Origin of the sequence: Natronorubrum sediminis, assembly GCF_900108095.1 — an archaeon.
In the GTDB taxonomy this organism is placed as follows: Archaea; Halobacteriota; Halobacteria; order Halobacteriales; family Natrialbaceae; genus Natronorubrum; species Natronorubrum sediminis.
Window position 1 is genome coordinate 1,248,572 of the sequence record NZ_FNWL01000001.1, and the last position, 19,133, is coordinate 1,267,704.

Here is a 19,133-nt window from a genome sequence, read left to right on the forward strand (position 1 = left end):
GCGTAAAAGGGGTATCTCGAGTGGGAGTAGAACGGGTATCGCCAGTGAGATTAGGGTGACGGGTCGAAGTACGCCGACAGTTCTCGGCCGAATTCTTCACAGAGGCGGGTGAGTTCCTCGCCGGTGAGCACCGTGTACTCGTCCTCGAGTGCCGTCTGAACGTGGGCACCGAGGCCGACGTCGAAGAGGCGATCACTCTCGAGGAAGTCGCGGGCGGTCGTGAACTCTCGGGGTCGTTCGGTGACGTAGCGGTCGCCGTCGATGTACGGGCCGTAGGTGTCGGGTGCGTCGACGTACGCCTCGTAGAAGCCGTCGGCGTGCGAGCGGACGTGAACGGGCGGGCCATCGTGGCGTTCGATCGCCGGCCGTTCGCTGACCGCGAGCTCGACGAGGATGACTGCGGTTTCGTCCGCGATTGCAGTTGCACGGAAGACGTCGAAGCCGCGGTCGTCGAGCCCTGTGGTGATACCGTCGAGTGACTTCTGAAGTTGGGGATAGAGCTGATCGTCGACGAGGTCGGGGGCATCGGTTTGGATGGCGACTGGAGTCGTGCCGCGACGCTCGAGGTGCGTTTGCAGCGCGGATTCACTCAGCGGTGCCGGTTCGTCGGATTCGAACACGTCGGTCCGAGGCGCGTCGAGAAACGACCGGGCGTAGTGTTGGAAGCGAGCGACGTTCGTCGGTGAGCAGACGGCGGCGACGTTACGCTCGGGATCGGTCGGGTCGATGACGACGAGCGGGTCGGTGAACGTCGTCCGGCCGTGTGCTTCGGGGTCGAGTTCGACCTGTGGGTGCCACGCCGCCGCAGCCTCGAGTAACGGACGAAAGCCGCCGTACTCGAGGACGAGCAGTTCGGTCAGGTAGCCACTGAATCCTCGCGTTCGGAGGTCGCTGCCGTAGGCACCGATCCCCTTCAGGAACTGTTTCGTCAGCCGAACGTCGTCGGCGAGTTCGTCGTCGAGTCGCGCCTGCAGGTATTTCGTGTGAAACGGCGTTCGGTCGACGGCCGATCGAATGTCGGTCGCCGACTCGAGGCGAAAGCAGGGGACGACGTCGATATCGAACCCCTCGACGGTCCCTTTGACGTAGGGGTGTTCTGCGTACTCCTCGTGGCCGCCGGGTAGCGTCTCGTGGCCGACTTCGAGCCCGTAGCGCTCGAGCGTCTCGCGCTCGAGGTCGGGCGGGAATCGGACGAAGATGTCGATGTCTCGGTCGCCGCTGACCCAGGTGTTTCGAGCGGTCGAGCCCACCTGCAGGACGTCCACGCCCTCACAGCAGTCGGCCGCCGCCGTTTCGGCGCGCTCGACGAGCCGGTCGGCGACCTCGCGGAGGCGAGCGCGTTCGTCCGCGTCGGGATCGATTCGGTCGTGAATCTCGGTCGTGACCGACTCGACGGTGGGGTCACCGCTTTCTGGGTCTGGCCCCTCGTCGGCAGCGTCCTCCTCGCTCATTGGATGGGTGTACTCGAGCGGTGCGTGAAAGGGTATCGAACACGGAGCCGGCAAAACGAAAGCCCTATCAAATACACCCTGTTATCTGAAGATGAGCCGAAGTAGCTCAGATGGTAGAGCACCTCGCTGTTAACGAGGTTGTCCCAGGTTCGAGTCCTGGCTTTGGCGCTTCCTACTCGTAACTCACTCTCGAGGAGCCGTGGCTCCGAGGAGCTCCCGGCAAGAAGCAAGGAACAGGAACTCCCGGCAAAAAGCAGGAAATAGGAGTGACCGAACGGCCAGTTCTACCCTGCGTTCTGTTCACGTGGCAATAAGGGATTCCTCGTCCTCCCCAGCCGATTCGTTCGGTCACGACGTCCTCACTCATCCCTCGCGTGGAATCGCTCGACGGTTCGGCGACCGGTCGCCTCACCGTCTCACAGCACGCGCCACCGCAGGAACTCCGTTCTCCGTCGCTGTGTTCCACCCTTCAGTCGTTTTGTAACTGTCCGATCGAGTCCACCGTGACCAGCGAGTAGTCGACGGTCTCGACGGCTTCGATTGCACGGAGTTTGCCGACGAACGTAGCGATCACCTCGAGGTCGGACTCGAGAACGAATAGGTCGACGCAGTAGTCCGCGACGTGACTGTGGTCGTTCGAGACGATGTGAGCGTCGTACTCGTGGCGCAACTCGGTTACCTGGCGTTCGACGGGGTGGGTGTCGAAGTCGTAGAAGACCGTGACGACGCCAGCGAGCGGTTCGGCAGCGAGGGCGTCGTCGTCGAACTCGGTCAGAAAGGCACGTGCACTCTCACGGATAACCTCGCTGCGGCCGGTGTACTCGTGGTTCGCCGCGTGGGTATCCAGTCGCTCGATCAGACCGGCCGGCATCGAGACGCTAACGACAGGCATCGGTTATATGAAAAGCCCACCATAGAATAATAGCAATTGTTATTCAGTTCGCAGCCGTTGCGTAATAACTAACATTAACAATGGCGCGCCCCTTATTCACAACGACGCTATGAGTTCCAACCGTATTCCCGTAACTGTCCTCAGTGGCCCACTCGGAGCCGGAAAGACGACGGTCCTCAATCACGTCCTGACCGCCGATCACGGCCTCGAGGTAGCCGTCGTCGTCAACGACATGGGCGACGTCAACGTCGACGCCGAACACGTGGCTCAACAGACCGACCTGGGTGGCAACGAAGAGATCATCGAACTCTCCAACGGCTGTATCTGCTGTCGTCTCCGTGGCGACATGTTAGACGAGGTCGGCCGACTGGCCGAGCGCCGTGACTTCGATTACCTCCTGGTCGAATCGTCAGGGATCTCGGAGCCGATTCCGGTCGCCCAGACGTTCGCGATGGGGTTCGAGGACGCTGACTACGATCCGACCGACACGTACGAACTGGACACGATGGTCACCGTAGTCAACGCCCACAGTATCTGGGAGTCGTTCGATACGGGAACGGCACTGACGGACCAGCAACTTCAGGGCGAAGCAGGCCGCGTCCCCGAAGAGGTCCTGCTGGATCAGATCGAGTTCTGTGACGTGCTCCTCTTGAACAAGTGCGATCTCGTTCCCGACGACGCCCTCGAGGAGATCGAGGCCGTCCTCGAGCGGCTACAGCCTCGAGCCGACATCGTTCGAACCGAGTTTGGTGGCGTCGATCCCACTGCAATCCTCGGGAGCGGTCGGTTCGATTTCGAGCGAGCCAAGGCGGGTGCCGGCTGGAAACACGAACTCCAACACGACCACCACCACGATCCACAGGAAGAACACGGGGTTACGTCGTTCGTCTATCAGCGTAACCGTCCGTTCCATCCCGAACGCATTGCTGCCCTGCTTTCCGAGCTTCCAGACGAACTGATCCGTGCGAAAGGATTCTTCTGGAGCGCCGGCCGCGAGGACGTCGCGATGGGCATCGACAAAGCCGGAACGTCCGTCCGGGCTGGACCGGCGGGCCAGTGGCTCGCGACGCTTCCGAAAGCAAAGCGCGAGCAGTACTTCGCCGCCCGGCCGGGCCTGAAAGACGACTGGGACGACAAGTGGGGCGACCGGATGACCCGACTCGTCTTCATCGGACGCGAGTTCGACGACGAAACCTTGATCGACCGACTCGACGACTGCGTGCTGACCGAGCGGGAAATGGACGACAACTGGGACGCCTACGCCGATCCCTTCGGACCGGAAGACCGACGTGAACTCGCGCTCACGACACAGTAAATGAGCGTTCCCGTCACCATCCTCTGTGGCGAACTCGGCGCGGGCAAGACGACGCTACTCTCGAGGCTCCTCGAGGAGGCGGACCGAGAGATCGCGGTATTAGTCAACGACGTCGGCGCGGTCAACGTCGACGCCGACCTCGTCGAAGCGCGAACCGACCTATCGACTGGGGAGGAAGTCCTCGCACTCGAGAACGGCTGTATTTGCTGTAGTCTGGGCGGCGAGCTGTCGCGGTCGGTGATCCAACTCTGGAAGGAACACGATTTCGAGTACCTAGTCGTCGAAGCGTCCGGCGTCGGCGAACCCGAACCCATCGCGCGGCAGTTCGTCCGTGGTCCCGCTGGGGGCCCATACGACCTCGACGCAGTCGTCACCGTCGTCGACGCGCGACGGTTTCACGACCGATTTGGTGCAGAAGAAGGCGACGGGGCGGAGGGATCCGAGACGGCAGATCCACCAGAAACTCCGCAGCCACAGGGTCCCGACGAAACCGGGAGTCAACCGCTCGAGAACCTCTTACTCGAGCAAATCGAGTTCTGTGACCTCCTCGTCGTGAACAAGTGCGACCTCGTGAGCGACGAGGAACGCGAGCGTGTCGTTTCCTTACTCGAGACGTTGCAGCCGCGAGCCGACGTCGTGACCACCGAGTACGGCGCGCTCGAGCCAGAGACGATCCTCGACAGCGGCCGGTTCGATCTCGAGGCTGCGGCCAAATCGGCGGGCTGGAAGCGCGTGATCGAAGCCGACGCCGACGAGCGAGACGACGATGGACCGCATGACGACCGGTCGGATGACGGCGGCAGCCACAGTGACCACGAGCACGGCCACGAACACGAACACGAACACGAACACGAGGACGAGGACAAGCACAACCACGAACACGAGAACGGAAACGAACACGGAACTGGACACGACCACGAGGACCACGTGCACCCACCCGAACGCTACGGGATCGAGGTCGATACGTATCATCGCCGGCGACCGCTTCACCCCAAGCGATTCCTGGCCTTTCTCGCCGACGTGCCGGTGGGACTGATCCGAGCCAAAGGACTGTGCTGGATCGCCGGCCGCGAGCGCCAGGCGATCACGATGAGCCTCGCCGGGACGGAGACGAGTCTCGAGGTCACCGGCCGCTGGATCGCCAGCCTCTCCGAGGAGCGCCAGGAGCAGTATCGAGACCAACAGCCCGACCTCTCGTGGGACGAACGGTGGGGTGATCGAGAGACGCGACTCGCACTAATTGGACGCGACGTCGACATGGCAGCCGTGAAATCCCGCCTCGACGACTGCCTGCTCAGCGACGACGAACTGGATGCGGAGTGGTCGACGTTCGAGAACCCGACGCCGACCGGAATGGACGAACGGACGACGGTCTCGAGTGACGGCGAGTAACAGCGGAGAGTGACGCAAATTCGTTCTCGAGACGCTCCGCGAGAGGGTGGGATTAATCGCCCCGCAGCAACGATACCAACGTATGACGACAGACAGAGACGACCGGCGAGACACGGACGATCACGGCCACGACATCATCGACCCGCTGTACGTCGGCATCGTGACGGTCTCGAGTTCGCGCGCACAGGCCGACGAGGTGGATCCCGACGACCCGGGCGGAGATACCGTCCAGGAGTGCTTCGAGGCCGACGGCCACGAGATTCGAGAGCGGCTACTGGTTCGTGACGATTACTCGTCGATCCGGACGGCGGTTCGCGGGTTGGTCGCGCGTCGTGACATCGACGTCGTCGTGACGACCGGTGGGACGGGAGTCACTGCCGACGACGTCTCCCCTGAAGCGACGTCGTCGCTGTTCGAACGCGAACTGCCGGGCTTTGGCGAACTGTTTCGGTCGCTCTCGTGGGACGAGATCGGGACGCGAGCGATGGCATCTCGCGCGACGGCGGGCATCGCCGTCGACACGCCGGTGTTTTGCCTGCCCGGGAGTACGGGCGCCTGTCAGACCGCCTGTGAGAAACTGATCGTTCCAGAAACGCCGCACTTGGCGGGACTGGCGACGCGTCACCGAACCGAGGCGACCGACCAGTCGCTCTCGGCGTACCAGGACGAGAACTAACTCCAACTACAATCTTCGCCGCCTATTCCGTTTTTCTCTCCGTAGCGACTGTAATCAGCCCGTAGCACCCAGCAACTAAAGTAGGATTTCACTTAGACAAGTATATTTGCTATGCGTGTGAACGACGCTGTATGACCGCATTCGGGACGGGACAGCGCTCGAGTCGCGTTCGGACGACCGATCGGATCACCGAACGGTTACTGGCCAAGTTAATATCTCTAAGTCCTATTTTAGTAAAATATATCAATATAGAGAATGCCTCTAGCAAAATATGACCGGGAGATACTCACGACGACACGTCCTCGCGGGGGTCGGCGTTGGCCTTAGTACGCTCGCAGGCTGTCTGAGCGATTCGATGGACGACGAGTCGATTACGGTCGCTCGTCCTCGCTCCTCACAGGACGGCGAGTGGAGCGTCTATGGGGGTGTGATCCCCTACTATTCACGCGTTTTCGAGCCGCTCGTCGGCACGAGCGACGAAATGGAGCCCGAGCCGTTGCTCGCGACAGAGTGGGAACAGACCGACGAGACGACCTGGCGCTTCGACATTCGCGAAGACGTCACGTTCCACAACGGCGCGGAACTTTCGGCCGAGGACGTGGTCGCTTCGTTCGAGGAGACCATCGACTACCACGACGCGACCGGCTGGATCAACGTCGAACCCGACGGCGTCAGCGCCGTCGACGAGTACACCGTCGAGTTCGAGACGGTCGAACCGTTCCCGACGCTCCCCGGCACAATTTCGCACAACTACTTCGGGATCGTTCACTCGGAAACTGATGCGGACGACGACACTGCAATCGGGACCGGTCCGTTTCGACTCGAGGAGCGCGCCGGCGACGACGTCACGCTCGTTCCCTACGAAGACCACTGGGATGTCGTCCCGACTGCCGAGGAACTGCATCTCGAGGTCGTCGACGACCCGACGACGCGCGTGCAGGCACTCGAGGGGACGGATGCCAACGTCGCACTCGAGCCACCACGGAGTGCCGTCTCGGGACTCGAGGACGCAGCGGAGACGGCGACCGAACGCCAACTCACGCCGCGGACGTGTTTCGGCGGCGTCAACATTTACAAGGAACCGACCGACGACGAGTCCCTCAGGCGGGCACTGGCGTACGCGATCGATCAAGACGAACTCGTCGAGAGCGTCCTCGAGGGAATCGGCGAGCCAGCCCGTGGACCGATCTCGCCCGAGATTCCGTTCGCGATCCACGACGACTTGCCGACGTTCGGCCCCGACCTCGAGGAGGCTCGCGACCTCGTCGAGGACTCGGCATACAACGGCGAGACGCTCTCGATCCTGATCGACGGCGGGGAGCCCGACGACCGGAACGTCGCCGAAATTCTGCAAGATCGATTCGACGAGATCGGCGTGGAGAGCGAGATTACAAGCGTCGAGTCGGCGGCGTTCATGGAGACGTTCACCGACGGCGACGCCCACGTCTCGATCGTGACCCTCGGCTCGAACAGCGCTGCGGCGGATTACCTCGTTCGGGCGATGTTCCACTCGGAGGGCAGCGACAATCAACAACTCTACGAGGAGGAGGGCACCGGCGTCATGAACCTCGGTTCGGACGTTGACGACCTCATCGAGGAGGGGTATCGGACGGACGGGCTCGAGGCGAAACGCGAGATCTACGGCGAGGTACAAGAACGGGTCGTCGAGGAAGGCGTCGTCCTCCCGCTGTACTACCTCGAGTACGTCGCCGGCTACGAGAGCGACCTCTCGCCACCGACGCTACACCCAGTCAGTGCGATGAGCGACTTCACCGAACTCGAACGCACCGACGACTGATGACTCGAGCGTGCCGGACGCCGCGATCGCACGCGAGGAGAACGCCGTGAGCTACCTGCTCCGTCGTCTCGCGAGTTCGACCGTCGTCTTGTTCGGCGTCACCGTCCTCACGTACGGCCTGATCCACCTGACGCCGGGAGACCCCGCGCGAACGGTACTCGCTGAGCAACAGGGCCGCCAGCCGGACGACGACGCAGTCAACGAGTTTCGGGCCGAAGAGGGGCTCGACGAGCCGATTCCCGTTCAGTACGGCAATTGGCTCGGAGACGCGTTGGGTGGCGACCTCGGCCGCTCGTACTACGGCGACGGCGACGTCCTCGAGTTGTTGCTCTCTCACCTACCGAATACGATCGAACTCGCGGGTGCATCGGTCCTCATCGCGGTCGCGATCGCCCTCCCCGTCGGCGTGATCAGCGCCGTCTACCGCGGCACGTGGGTCGACTACATCAGCCAGGTTATCTCCCTGCTCGGGCTCTCGATGCCGAACTTCTGGCTGGGCTACCTGCTCATCATCGGCGGCGCGCTCAGACTCGGCGTCTTCCCCGTTTACGGTGCCGGGACGCCCGCACACCTCGTGCTTCCGGCGATTACCCTCGGAACCGGCATGGCCGCCGTCCTCACCCGGCTCGTCCGCTCGTCGCTGCTCGAGACGCTCGAAGAACCCTACGTCGACGCGGCTCGCTCTCGCGGACTCGCGGAACGCGGCGTCGTCGTCGCTCACGCGCTCCGAACGGCGCTGTTACCGGTGGTGACGATCGTCGGTCTCCAACTGGGTGCCGTCCTCGGCGGGGCAGTCGTCGTCGAAGTCGTCTTCCAACGCCCGGGAGTCGGCACGCTACTGGTCGACGCCGTCTTCGCGCGGGATTTCCCTGTTATTCAGGGCGTCACCTTACTCGTCGGCGTGACGTTCGTCGTCGTCAACCTGCTCACTGACCTGGCCTACCGTCGGCTCGACCCCCGTGTTTCGCTCGGAGGTGGACGGGCGTGAGCGTCCTCGAGCGTCGAGACTCGAGTGTTTCGGCGTGGCTTGAGCACCCGACTGTGCGAGGCCTTCGGCGAAATCCGTCGGCCGTCGCGGGCGCACTCGTCGTCGCCGCACTCACCCTCCTCGGGGTCGTCGGCCCGTTTCTCACGCCGTACGACCCGAACGGCCAGCACCTCGACGCGCGGCTGCAGGGACCGTCGCTCGCCCATCCCCTCGGAACCGATCAGCTCGGACGCGACGTCGCGACCAGAATCGTCTACGGCGCCCGTCTCACGCTCGGCATCGCCGTCCTCGTCACGGTCGTTCGCCTCACGATCGGCGTCGTCGTCGGCGTCGTCGCTGGCTACTGCGGCGGCTGGATCGACGAAGCACTCATGCGCGTCGTCGACATCCTGCTCGCGTTCCCCGGCATCATCCTCGCGCTCGTCGTCGCCGGCATCCTCGGGCCGAGTCTCACCAACCTCGTCCTCGCGCTCGCCGTCGTTGGCTGGACCCGATACGCGCGCGTCGTCCGCTCGAGCGTCCTCGAGTTACGCGAGCGGCCGTTCGTCGCGGCCTCGCGGCTGACCGGTGCGCCGCGACGACGCGTGTTGCGTCGGCACGTCCTTCCGAACGTGGCGGGTCCCGTCGTCGTCTTGGCGACGCTCGATCTCGGCGGCGTGATTCTCGGTGCTGCCGGGCTCTCCTTTCTCGGACTCGGTGCACAGCCCCCAGCACCCGAATGGGGGACGATGCTCTCGACGGGTCGTCACCACCTCCAGGATGCCTCGTGGCTGGTCAACGCACCCGGGATCGCGATCGTCGTCGCGGTGCTCGGAACGAACCTGCTCGGCGACGGCCTGCGAGACGCGCTCGATCCGAACGACCGAGCCGAGCAAAGCGGTCGAACGGAGGTGAGTCGTCGTGAGTGAGTCACTGCTCGCGGTCTCGGACCTCCGCGTGCGCTTCGAAACGAGTGGGCGGACGGTCCGTGCGGTCAACGGCCTCTCGCTGTCGGTCGACTCCGGCGAGGTCGTCGGCCTCGTCGGCGAGAGCGGCTGTGGGAAGTCCGCGGCCGTCCGCGCGATCGCCGGCCTCCACGGCGACGACGCACGCGTCGAGGGGACCGTCTCCTTCGACGGCACCGACCTGCGCACACTCTCCGAGGAGCGCCAGCGTCAGATCCGCGCGACCCGGCTCTCGACGGTCTTTCAGGATCCCGCGGCGACGCTGACGCCGACGCGAACGGTGAGCTTTCACCTCAAAGAGGCGTTGTGGCTCGCCGACCGCCCAGACGATCGCTCGCTCCGGTCCGCGCTGGGGATCACGCTCGGTCCGCGCGATTTGGGGAGCGGTCGTGGAAGTCGTGAGCGTCGAGAGCGAGCGCTCGATCTCCTCGAGCGCGTCGGATTGGCAGACGCCGACTATCTCGAGCGCTATCCCCACGAACTGAGCGGCGGCGAGGCTCAACGAGTCTCGATCGCCGTCGCACTGGCGTCGGAGCCGGAGCTGTTGCTCGCCGACGAACCAACGACGGCCCTCGACGCGACGACTCGTGACGACATCCTCGACCTGCTCGAGTCGCTCGTCGCCGAACGGGATCTGGCGCTGTTGCTCGTCAGTCACGATCTGGGGCTCGTCGGCGAGCGTTGTGACCGCGTTTCGGTGGCCTACGCCGGCGAATTGATGGAATCCGGCCCCGCCGACAGAGTGCTCGAGGAGCCACGCCACCCCTACACGCGGGCCCTCCTCGACTGTCGACTCGAGGGGGCGAATCCCGGCGAGCGAGTGCCGACGATCGACGGATCAGTGCCGGATCCAACCGTCGAGCGAGCGGGCTGTCCGTTCGCCTCGCGCTGTGCCCACGCGACGGCAACCTGTCGGCAGAGCGCGCCGCCGACGATTGACGACGAGCGCGGTCGGGTCCGCTGTGGCGAACTCGAGTCGGTCACAAAGCGCGGAGCAGGTCCGGATACCAACGGAACGCACGTCCCACCGTCAGGTTCGACCGACGGAGCCCGCTCCGGTTCGGTGGAAGAAACCGAGACAGCGACGCGAGCGACGACGAGCGTGAGCTTCGACGGCGGCGTGGCAGCCGACGAGCCGGTTCTCGAGTTACGCGGCGTCTCGAAGCGCTATCCGATCGAGGACTCGTGGCTCTCGCGAGTGCGCGGACGGGATCGATACGCGAGCGCCGTCGACGACCTCTCGCTCACCGTTCGTCGCGGCGAGACCCTCGGCATCGTCGGCGAGAGCGGGGCTGGAAAGTCGACCGTGATCGACCTCGCCACCGGCCTCGAGTCGCCCACGGCGGGGGAGGTCGTGTTCGACGGCGACACCGTCGGTCCGATTGCGAACCGCTCGCGCGACCAACTCGCGGCCGTCGGCCGGCTGTTTCAACACCCCCGCTCGAGTCTCGACCCCCGACAGCGGGTCTATCGAGCGATTTCCGAGCCGCTCCTTGAGGCCGGCTGGCGTCGCGACCGGCGACGCGAGCGCGTCTCGGAACTGCTCTCGCTGGTCGGGCTGGACGACCGCCACACCGAGCGTCGCCCGCGCGAACTCTCCGGCGGGCAGTGCCAGCGGATTGCCCTCGCGCGAGCACTCGCCCTCGAGCCGTCGCTGGTCGTCCTCGACGAGCCGACGGCTGCACTCGACGTCTCCGTTCGCGCACGGGTGTGTAACCTGTTGCTCGAGCTTCGAGATCGCCTGGACTGTGCGTTCGTGCTCGTGAGCCACGACCTCGGCGTCGTTCGTCACCTCGCCGATCGTATCGCCGTCATGCGAGACGGGCAACTCGTCGAGTATGGCTCCGCTTCACGAGTCTGTGCCGAGCCGGAGTCCGCCTACACCGACGAGTTGCTCGCGGCCGCGAGCGGACTCGCAGACGAACCGACTGACAACCACGCCACGTTCCACCGCCACCGATGACACCAGACGAGACACTCTCGACAACGCCAGTAGCATCGACCACGACCGATTCGGCACCGACGCCGACGCATCCGACCTACGACGTCGCCGTCGTCGGCGGCGGCCCTGCCGGCTGCTCCGCTGCGGTCTTTACCGCCCGCGCGGACCTCGAGACGGTCCTCTTCGAACACGGCCGCGCATCCTTGCTGAAGTCAGCCCACCTCGAGAACTACCTCGGCTTTCCCGTCGGTATCCAGCCCGCACAGTTTCTCGAGTTAGCACGCGAGCACGTCCGTAAGGTCGGCTGCACAGCACATCGAGCGGAAGTCACGACGGTTCGACGCGTGGAGGGGGATAATGAATCAGGGTTCGTCCTCGAGACGGAGTCTCGAACCGTGCGGGCCGAACGCGTGATCGTCGCCTCCTGGGCGCGGACGGGGTTTCTCGAGGCCCTCGAGATTACGCGCGAACCCGAGGAGCCCGGGCCGGTGATGGTCGTCCCGACCGACGACGATGGGCGAACCGACTGCGAGGGGGTGTACGCGGCGGGTCGAATCACGAGTCGGAACCACCAAGCAATCGTCAACGCCGGCGATGGTGCCGACGTCGCGCTGACGCTCATCCGAGACGTACGACCCGACTACTACAACGACTGGATCGTCCCCGACGGCTACTACGAGTCGTACGAGATGGCGGTCCCCGAGGGCGCCGAAGAAATCTCCGTGGCCGAGCGACGACGCCGAAAAGAGCGAGCCGAGGATAAGATGGCCGCATTCTTTGGCAGTGATCGGTCACTCGAGCGAGACGGAGAGTAAGGGTTAACTAGGTTCCGCGGTTTCGTCTCGTGTACGGGCCCTTAGCTCAGTCTGGTTAGAGCGCTCGGCTCATAACGCGATCGGACCTGGTTCGGTTGTGTGGGATACCGAGTGGTCGATGGTTCGAATCCGTCAGGGCCCATGGAGCGAACCGAGCACTCCGCGAGGGTCGCGGAATGATGTCCTGTGGATTCGAACTAGACGACGGCGAGCGAAGCGAGCCGTCGGCGTAGTTACGAATCCGTCAGGGCCCATCCGCAAAAACCCGAAGTGTAGCCGAAACAGATTCGGCCGATAGTCGGGCCTTGAACCATCCGAAGCGCCGGTTCATTGTTTCGGAAACACCGGGTTTCAACCCTGAACCGAACCAGCCACTAGTTCCGATCACACGAACCGCAGCTCTCGAGCATATGCTCGGAACCCAAGCGCTGGCGGAAGATCGCCATGCATACGCGCTCGCCGCGCGCCGATATACCAAATTTTCGAGAGGAGTCAGTAGCGCTCATCGGTCGCGTCGCTCCCTCAGGGAGCGAGCGATAGGGCAGACGGTACGATTCAGTTTATTTGAATAACGTTTCCGTTCGACGTGATGTGTAAATCCTCTCCAAGCGTGTAGCCTTGATTAGACGCGAGATCGACGTATCCCGAAAGTCCGCTGAGGTCTTGGTGTGCCGGGATGATGTTCTCTGGTTGAAGCGCATCGAGCATCGTGTAGTGACCTTCCTGGCAGAGGTGGCCCGAAACGTGGATGTCGGAGTAAACGCGCGCTCCTTGCATGCCGAGCAATTTCTCCGCTTGATGGCGTTGGCCCACGTTGGTCGGCTCGGGAATGACGCGTGCGGAGTAGACTACCTTGTCGCCGGGCTCGAGTTCGAACTCGGTTTCGCCACGAGCCATTCGCGTAAGGAGTGCTCGCGGTTCGCCCTGGTGGCCAGTGACGATCGGCAGGAAGTTCTCTTTGCCCTCGTTCATGATCCGCTCTAAGGTCTGTTCGATGGAGCGGCGATAGCCAACCATTTCGACATCCGATGGGAAATCGACGCCGATCTGCTTGGCGGTTCCCGAGTACGTTTCCATCGATCGACCGAGCAAGATCGGCGTCCGTCCGATATCTCGAGCAAATTCGATGAGCGATTTGACTCGAGCGATATGGCTCGAGAACGTCGATGCGAGGATTGCACCGTCGTAGTCCTCCATGCTGTAGAGGACGTCTCGAAGGTGTTCTCGCGCGACGCTCTCGCTGGGAGTTCTGCCTTTCTTGTTCGCGTTCGTACAGTCTTCGATGTAACAGAGGACGCCTTCACGGCCGATCTCACGGAAGCGATCCATATCGATCGGGTCGCCGATGACAGGGTTGTGGTCCATACGCTTGTCGAGTCCGTAGACGACAGCGCCTTCCGGCGTGTGCAAGACCGGGTTGATCGCCTGGATGATCGAGTGGGTGACGTTGACGAATTCGAGTTCACAGCCGTGGTCACCGATCGTCATCGTTTCGCCGGCCTCCATTTTGACGAGATCGTTGTCGAGATCGAACTTCTGCTCTTCTTCGGCATCGTCGCTCACGAGTTCGATCGTGAACGGTGTCCCGACGATGGGTGCGTCGTATCGATGAGCGAGTTTGCTGATCGCCCCGATGTGATCGAGGTGACCGTGCGTCGGGACGATCGCCTGAACGTCGCCCTCTAAGTCGCTCATAACCCGGTCATCGGGGATCGCACCCATGTCGATCAGATCGAGACTGTGCATCCCTTCGGTTCGGATATTATCGTGAATGAGGACCTTCGAAAGGTTCAGTCCCATGTCGAAGATCACGATATCGTCACCGGCGCGGACGGCGGTCATCTGCCGTCCGACTTCTTCGTAGCCGCCAATCGTCGCAATTTCAATTTCCATTGGTAAACCCGATCATAGCAGTCCGTACGACACAGCCTCGCAGCCAGAATGGCCACCTCGTGGGTATCCGAACGTTCAGTAACGTGAGCGAGCAAGTCGAACACATCCGTGGCGATTCCAAAATCGAACGTTCGGTCCCGACTGTGCCAAGGACAGCGCCTCTTTCGGTTAGGTGGATAACGTCCTTCCACACGTAAGTACTCCCGGATTACGAGAGTGTAGAGCGGACAGCTGAGCGAGGAAATCGAACCACAAAACATATTCCGCTATCGATTGACCAATCTTGTAGGTAGGTGGACAACGGGTAGGGGTATCCGTGGATTATGTCCACCGATTTATCACCATCTAGAAACGCATATCTCGTCTATCTGATGGGACTCTTACCGACGACGTGCTGCAAGAGTCCGGTGCCCGCCGTCTGGCGATAGTAGCGAAAACGGATCGACCTGAGGAGATCGGAGACGAAGCGTTTATCCACGATTTCACGCCACTACTCACCATGCTCGAGGCAGTCCGAACCCGCGCCGAGACCTATTTCGAGGAGGCCCCACCAGCACACGATTGGCACCACGTCGAACGCGTCGACGCGCTGGCCTCGAGACTGATCAGCGACCACCCTGAGTCGAAACCCGTCGACGAGACCGTCGTCGCGCTGGCCGTAGCTCTTCACGATATCGGCCGAGAACGAGAGGATCGCGGCGAGATCGACGATCACGCGAGTTGGGGAGCCACGGAAGCGGGACGGATACTCGAGTCCCACGACGTCTCGTCGGACACCGTCGAGCACGTAAAGCAGTGTATTCGCGCTCACCGATACTCGAACGCGATCGAACCGGAGACGCTCGAGGCCGAAATCGTCAGCGATGCGGACAACCTCGACGCGTTGGGTGCCGTCGGGGTCGCGCGGGTGTTCGCCCACGGCGGCACGCTCGAGGAGGCGATGTACGATCCTGCCGTCCCGGTCGCCGAGGACGAGACGGCGTCGGGGAAGACGCAGTACAACCACCTCCACAAGAAGATCCTCGACCTGCCCGAGCGGATGTACACCGACGTCGGCTGGGAACTCGCGACGGAGCGGGCGCAGTTCGTGCGAACGTTCCTCGAGCAATTCGATGCGGAACGTGCCGGTGAGCGGTAGGTGGATACCTAGTCGCGGGAACCTCGAATCGAGACCATTCAGCGAGAAGACTCGAGGTAACGGCCGAATCGAGAGCGGCTAGTACAAAGAGACGAGTGAGAGCGGCCAGTACGAAGGGGCGAGTGAGAGGGGAGACGGACGAGGGACAGCCACGAACTCGACAGTCACTGCAGCGAGTCAGTTCGGTTTTGGATAGAGTCATTGCGACAGACGGCACGGCGTTTTTCAGTCGCTCTGTCGTATCACTACGTGCCGAGGTGAGATTGATGCAAGAGACAACCATCGACAGATCCGTTCCGGATCCACTCGAGACGTTGATTGTAACGCTCGCCGCGGCATCGAGATACGATGTCCTGCTGGGGATTATTCCCGTTGCATACGCGAGCGCGATACTCGTAGCGGGACTCTCGAGCGTTCCACTCGTACTGACGATGCTCGTCGCGTCACTCGTTGGCGTGGTCGTCATCGTCGACGCGTGTTACCTCAATCCGCTGACCGAGGCGCGCTCGTAGGGCCCCAGCAGATTCTCACAGTGTGTATCGGACCCGACCGAGAAAAAGCGAGTCGACTGCCGTCTCGAGGTGGTCACGCGGACAGTCGTCTTCGAGACGGCGAACCGTCGTGACAGCCTCGTGTGTCGCCCCGGAACCCTTTTACAACTCTCGCGTCTATTCGGATGCAACGATGGGACTGGGCTCGGATATGTACCGACAGCAGATTCTCGACCACTACAAGAACCCGCGGAACTACGGGCAACTCGAGGATCCAACGTTTACCCACATCGGCGAGAACCCGATGTGCGGTGACGAGATTCGGATGGACGTCGTCCTCGCCGACGACGAGGAGACGATCGAACGCGTGGCCTTCTCCGGTGATGGCTGTGCGATCAGTCAGGCCTCGGCGAGCATGCTCTCGACTGAGCTCGCAGGCAAGACGATCGACGAACTACTCGAGATGGATCGCGACGACGTCATCGACATGCTCGGTGTCGACATCTCGCCGATGCGAGTCAAGTGTGCCGTGTTGGCGGAGAAGGTCGCCCAGGACGGCGCGGAGATTTATCAGGGCGAACTCGACGTCGAGAAGACGACGACCGAGGACTAAGGCTCATTTTTCCGTATTGGGCTCGATCGTTGCGCTTCGTTTAGTGCTCCCCCGCAATTAGACTGAAAAGGCGCTCGCTCACGTTATTCACTCGCAGGTGTAACACTCCTCCCACCGTGGACGCCAGTCGCCTCGTTCGACACGTACTCGAGCGAACAGTCCAGTTGGGTGGCGTCCGATACGTCGATTACTCTGGCTTCAGGCCACCGTCTTGGACGCGCATGACGCCCTCACCGTCGGCGAGGTTTGGCGCGTCGACGAGGCGGACGATTCGTTTGTCGCCTTTGGATTTGCGGAGGTAGATTCGGAAGGTGGACTTGTGGCCGAGGATGTTGCCACCGATCGGCTGAGTTGGGTCGCCGAAGAACGAGTCGGGGTTCGAGGCGACCTGGTTCGTCACGATCACGGCGGCGTTGTAGAGGTTTCCGACCTTGTCGAGGTCGTGGAGGTGCTTGTTGAGTTTCTGCTGTCGGTCTGCGAGCTGGCCACGACCGACGTACTCAGCACGGAAGTGAGCGGTCAGTGAGTCGACTGCGAGCAGCCGGACGGGGTACTCCGAGTCCTCGTGTTCGCTGGCCAGTTCCTTCGCCTTCTCGGCCAGCAACATCTGGTGGTTGGAGTTGAACGCCTTCGCGACGTGGATCTTGTCGAGGATGTCCTCGATGAGTTCGTCGACAGCGGCCTCGTCGTCGGCCGAACCTTCCATTTCACGGTCCTCGAGGGTCGCGTTGATCGCTTCGTCTGGCAGTCCACGAACCATGTCGTCGATTCGCTCCGGTCGGAACGTGTCCTCACTGTCTACGAAAATCGCGCTGCCGTGGAGGCCGCCGACTTCCTTGGGAAGCTGGACGTTGACGGCCATCTGGTGGGTGACCTGGGACTTTCCGGATCCGAACTCGCCGTAGACTTCGGTGATCGACTGCGTTTCGATTCCGCCACCGAGGAGGTCGTCGACCTCGTCGATGTGCCAGCTTAGCTTGCCGATTTCGTTTCGTCGCTCGAGGACGGTCGAGCCGGTCTCGAAGCCGCCGATGTCGGCGGCGTCACGAGCGGCACGGACGATGTCGGAGGCGGTCGACTCGCCGACGTCGGCCGTGTTCGAGAGTTCGGACGGCGAGGCGACGGCCAGGCTCTGGAAGGATTCGAAGCCTGCGTCGTGGAGTTTGTCTGCGGTTGCCGGTCCAACGCCGGGAAGTGTTTCGAGATCTGCTTCGGGCATACTCCCTGCTTGTGCCGGACCCCCCATAAACCCTCGTTAACAGGAGGGTGAAAGTGAAAGTGCAAGACTGCGACGGGGTTGTGTTCCAACTAATCAACAGGTTTACCAGTGAAAGCGAGACGGTGTTCGAGCAGCGCCAGCAGCCACTGGGAGCGAAGACTCGAGCCGTAAATTTCTAGTCGAGGCGTCCGAATTCAGACCGATGGCTCGTCTATGTCCCACTCGAGGCGATAGAGTCGATCGCCGCCGACGACGAACAGGTGATCCGTTCCGAGCGCGGGGGGAGCCGTGATCGGGCCGTCGAGGCCGACGTGCCAGCAGGGGTTGCAGTCGTCGGTCAGGTCGATGCCGTAGAACGAGCCGGTCGAGTCGCCAACGCAGCAGATTTCACCGGCGACGGCGGGACTCGCCGAAATCGTCCCGTCGAGGGCGACGCCCTTCTTCGCGAAGAGCCAACCGCGGAGTTTGCGACGGCCGAACGTCGTGTCGGTGACGTGGACGTAGCCGTCGGTCGCGCCGACGAACGTCGTATCGCGCTCGGGAAGGACGGTCGGCGAGGAGGCGAACGACTGCTGGATTTTGTAGGTGAACCACGATTGCCCGCTGTCGGCGTGTAACGCGACGAGCGTGCCGCTGTCGTCGGCGACGTACACTCGATCGCCGGTGATCGTCGGTCCGTCGACGACCGTGCCGTTCGTCGGCGCGTCCCAGCAGGGTTCTCCGGTGTCAGCCTCGAGTGCGAGCACCTGTTCGTCCGCGGTGGCAACGCAGACGCGGTCTCGGTCGGCCGTCTGCGTCGTTTCCTCGTCCATCCGAGCGTCCTCGAGCGAGAGGAGGTCGAGTTCGTCCGGTTCCGGCGTGTCGCTTCCCCACTCGTCTCCGTGTGCTCGGTCACGGACGCGGTCGACCGCTGGCGTACCGACGACTGCGGCGTCCGTTTCGTGCGTCCAGACGACTTCGCCGGTGTCGGCCTCGAGTGCCGAGACGCCCGCCTCGTGACCGACGAAGAGGAGGCCGTCGGCGAGGGCGAGCGACGACTCGAGCGTGCCAGGGAGTGTCGCCGCCCAGCGCTGGTCGCCCGTCGTGGTTTCGAGTGCGCGAACGGTGTCGTCGGCCGAGGTGAGATAAAGGGTGTCGCGGGTGACTACGGGCGTACTCTCGGCCGCCGCATCAATCTCGACCGTCCAGCGCTCGCGTCCACGCGCTCGCTCGAGCGCGTGACAGGCCCGATTCGTCAGGACGTAGACGGTGTCGCGATCGTAGACTGGAGACCCGGCGTCCCCGTCGAGGTCGACCGTCCAGGCCTCTTGAACCCGATTTGGCCCCTCGAAATCGCGTCGACGCCCCGAGTGTCGCGGGTCGCCTTTGAACTGGTTCCAGTTGGTCACTGTCAGGGGCTACCGACCGGTCCGATATAATGGATGCGACAGCGATCGACGTTCGGCGCGTAGACCGATTATCGTCGGCGTCGACACTCGAGGGCTAAAAGGTGCGGCAGGAAACGAAACAACTGGTGTATGGCGCAGTTGAAGTACTGCATGACACAGTCGGTGACTGTCGTGATGT

16 protein-coding genes and 2 tRNA genes are annotated in these 19,133 nt (G+C 62.8%); 13 read left to right on the plus strand and 5 right to left on the minus strand.

All coding sequences use genetic code 11. The features are described 5' to 3' along the window. Positions 1–50 precede the first annotated feature (50 nt). Positions 51–1,451, minus strand: coding sequence for a CCA tRNA nucleotidyltransferase (gene cca, locus BLW62_RS06165; RefSeq protein WP_090506121.1), 1,401 nt, complete (start codon positions 1,449–1,451; stop codon positions 51–53). Between the two features lie 95 nt (positions 1,452–1,546). On the opposite strand from cca, the gene BLW62_RS06170 reads away from it, so the two are divergent. Further along, positions 1,547–1,619 (plus strand) — tRNA-Asn (locus BLW62_RS06170). A 301-nt stretch (positions 1,620–1,920) separates the two neighbouring features. Here the strand turns inward: BLW62_RS06170 and BLW62_RS06175 are convergent. Continuing rightward, the gene (locus BLW62_RS06175; protein WP_090506123.1) at positions 1,921–2,343 is read right to left on the minus strand and encodes a CopG family ribbon-helix-helix protein; all 423 of its coding nucleotides are present in this window, start codon (positions 2,341–2,343) and stop codon (positions 1,921–1,923) included. Between the two features lie 109 nt (positions 2,344–2,452). Between BLW62_RS06175 and BLW62_RS06180 the strand changes: the two genes are divergently transcribed. From BLW62_RS06180 to BLW62_RS06220, 9 genes are all read left to right on the plus strand, one after another. Then, the gene (locus BLW62_RS06180) at positions 2,453–3,658 is read left to right on the plus strand and encodes a GTP-binding protein (RefSeq protein ID WP_090506125.1); all 1,206 of its coding nucleotides are present in this window, start codon (positions 2,453–2,455) and stop codon (positions 3,656–3,658) included. Beyond that, positions 3,659–5,050: a CobW family GTP-binding protein gene (locus BLW62_RS06185; protein ID WP_090506127.1), complete on the plus strand. Its 1,392-nt coding sequence runs from the start codon at positions 3,659–3,661 to the stop codon at positions 5,048–5,050. A gap of 82 nt (positions 5,051–5,132) precedes the next feature. After that, on the plus strand, positions 5,133–5,726 hold the full coding sequence (locus BLW62_RS06190) for a MogA/MoaB family molybdenum cofactor biosynthesis protein (RefSeq protein ID WP_090506129.1): 594 nt from the start codon (positions 5,133–5,135) through the stop codon (positions 5,724–5,726). A gap of 271 nt (positions 5,727–5,997) precedes the next feature. Next, complete coding sequence (locus tag BLW62_RS06195; RefSeq protein WP_090506131.1) at positions 5,998–7,524, plus strand: ABC transporter substrate-binding protein; 1,527 nt, start codon at positions 5,998–6,000, stop codon at positions 7,522–7,524. A gap of 10 nt (positions 7,525–7,534) precedes the next feature. Next, positions 7,535–8,512 (plus strand): nickel ABC transporter permease, encoded by a 978-nt coding sequence (nikB, locus tag BLW62_RS06200; protein ID WP_245726671.1) that lies wholly within the window; start codon positions 7,535–7,537, stop codon positions 8,510–8,512. 53 nt (positions 8,513–8,565) lie between these two features. Continuing rightward, positions 8,566–9,420: a nickel transporter permease gene (gene nikC / locus BLW62_RS06205; RefSeq protein ID WP_245726690.1), complete on the plus strand. Its 855-nt coding sequence runs from the start codon at positions 8,566–8,568 to the stop codon at positions 9,418–9,420. Further along, positions 9,413–11,419 (plus strand): dipeptide ABC transporter ATP-binding protein, encoded by a 2,007-nt coding sequence (locus BLW62_RS06210; protein WP_090506135.1) that lies wholly within the window; start codon positions 9,413–9,415, stop codon positions 11,417–11,419. Before nikC ends, BLW62_RS06210 begins: the two co-directional genes overlap by 8 nt. Next, positions 11,416–12,213 (plus strand): NAD(P)/FAD-dependent oxidoreductase, encoded by a 798-nt coding sequence (locus BLW62_RS06215; RefSeq protein WP_090506137.1) that lies wholly within the window; start codon positions 11,416–11,418, stop codon positions 12,211–12,213. The genes BLW62_RS06210 and BLW62_RS06215 overlap by 4 nt, the downstream gene beginning before the upstream one ends. A gap of 35 nt (positions 12,214–12,248) precedes the next feature. After that, positions 12,249–12,355 (plus strand) — tRNA-Ile (locus BLW62_RS06220). A gap of 413 nt (positions 12,356–12,768) precedes the next feature. On the opposite strand, the gene BLW62_RS06225 is transcribed toward BLW62_RS06220, so the two are convergent. Further along, the gene (locus BLW62_RS06225) at positions 12,769–14,106 is read right to left on the minus strand and encodes an RNase J family beta-CASP ribonuclease (RefSeq protein ID WP_090506140.1); all 1,338 of its coding nucleotides are present in this window, start codon (positions 14,104–14,106) and stop codon (positions 12,769–12,771) included. A 499-nt stretch (positions 14,107–14,605) separates the two neighbouring features. Between BLW62_RS06225 and BLW62_RS06230 the strand changes: the two genes are divergently transcribed. From BLW62_RS06230 to sufU, 3 genes are all read left to right on the plus strand, one after another. Then, entirely contained in the window at positions 14,606–15,244 is a 639-nt protein-coding gene (locus tag BLW62_RS06230) for an HD domain-containing protein (protein WP_090506447.1), read from the plus strand. Positions 15,245–15,510: 266 nt separating this feature from the next. Then, positions 15,511–15,756 (plus strand): DUF8015 family protein, encoded by a 246-nt coding sequence (locus tag BLW62_RS06235; protein WP_090506142.1) that lies wholly within the window; start codon positions 15,511–15,513, stop codon positions 15,754–15,756. Between the two features lie 172 nt (positions 15,757–15,928). After that, entirely contained in the window at positions 15,929–16,348 is a 420-nt protein-coding gene (gene sufU, locus BLW62_RS06240; protein ID WP_090506144.1) for a Fe-S cluster assembly sulfur transfer protein SufU, read from the plus strand. A 187-nt stretch (positions 16,349–16,535) separates the two neighbouring features. On the opposite strand, the gene radA is transcribed toward sufU, so the two are convergent. After that, positions 16,536–17,567 carry a DNA repair and recombination protein RadA gene (gene radA / locus BLW62_RS06245; RefSeq protein ID WP_090506146.1) on the minus strand — a complete coding sequence of 344 codons (1,032 nt, stop codon included), beginning with the start codon at positions 17,565–17,567 and terminating at the stop codon, positions 16,536–16,538. Between the two features lie 194 nt (positions 17,568–17,761). After that, a complete protein-coding gene (locus tag BLW62_RS06250) occupies positions 17,762–18,955 on the minus strand; it encodes an outer membrane protein assembly factor BamB family protein (protein ID WP_090506148.1) in 1,194 nt (397 codons plus the stop codon). Positions 18,956–19,133 lie beyond the last annotated feature (178 nt).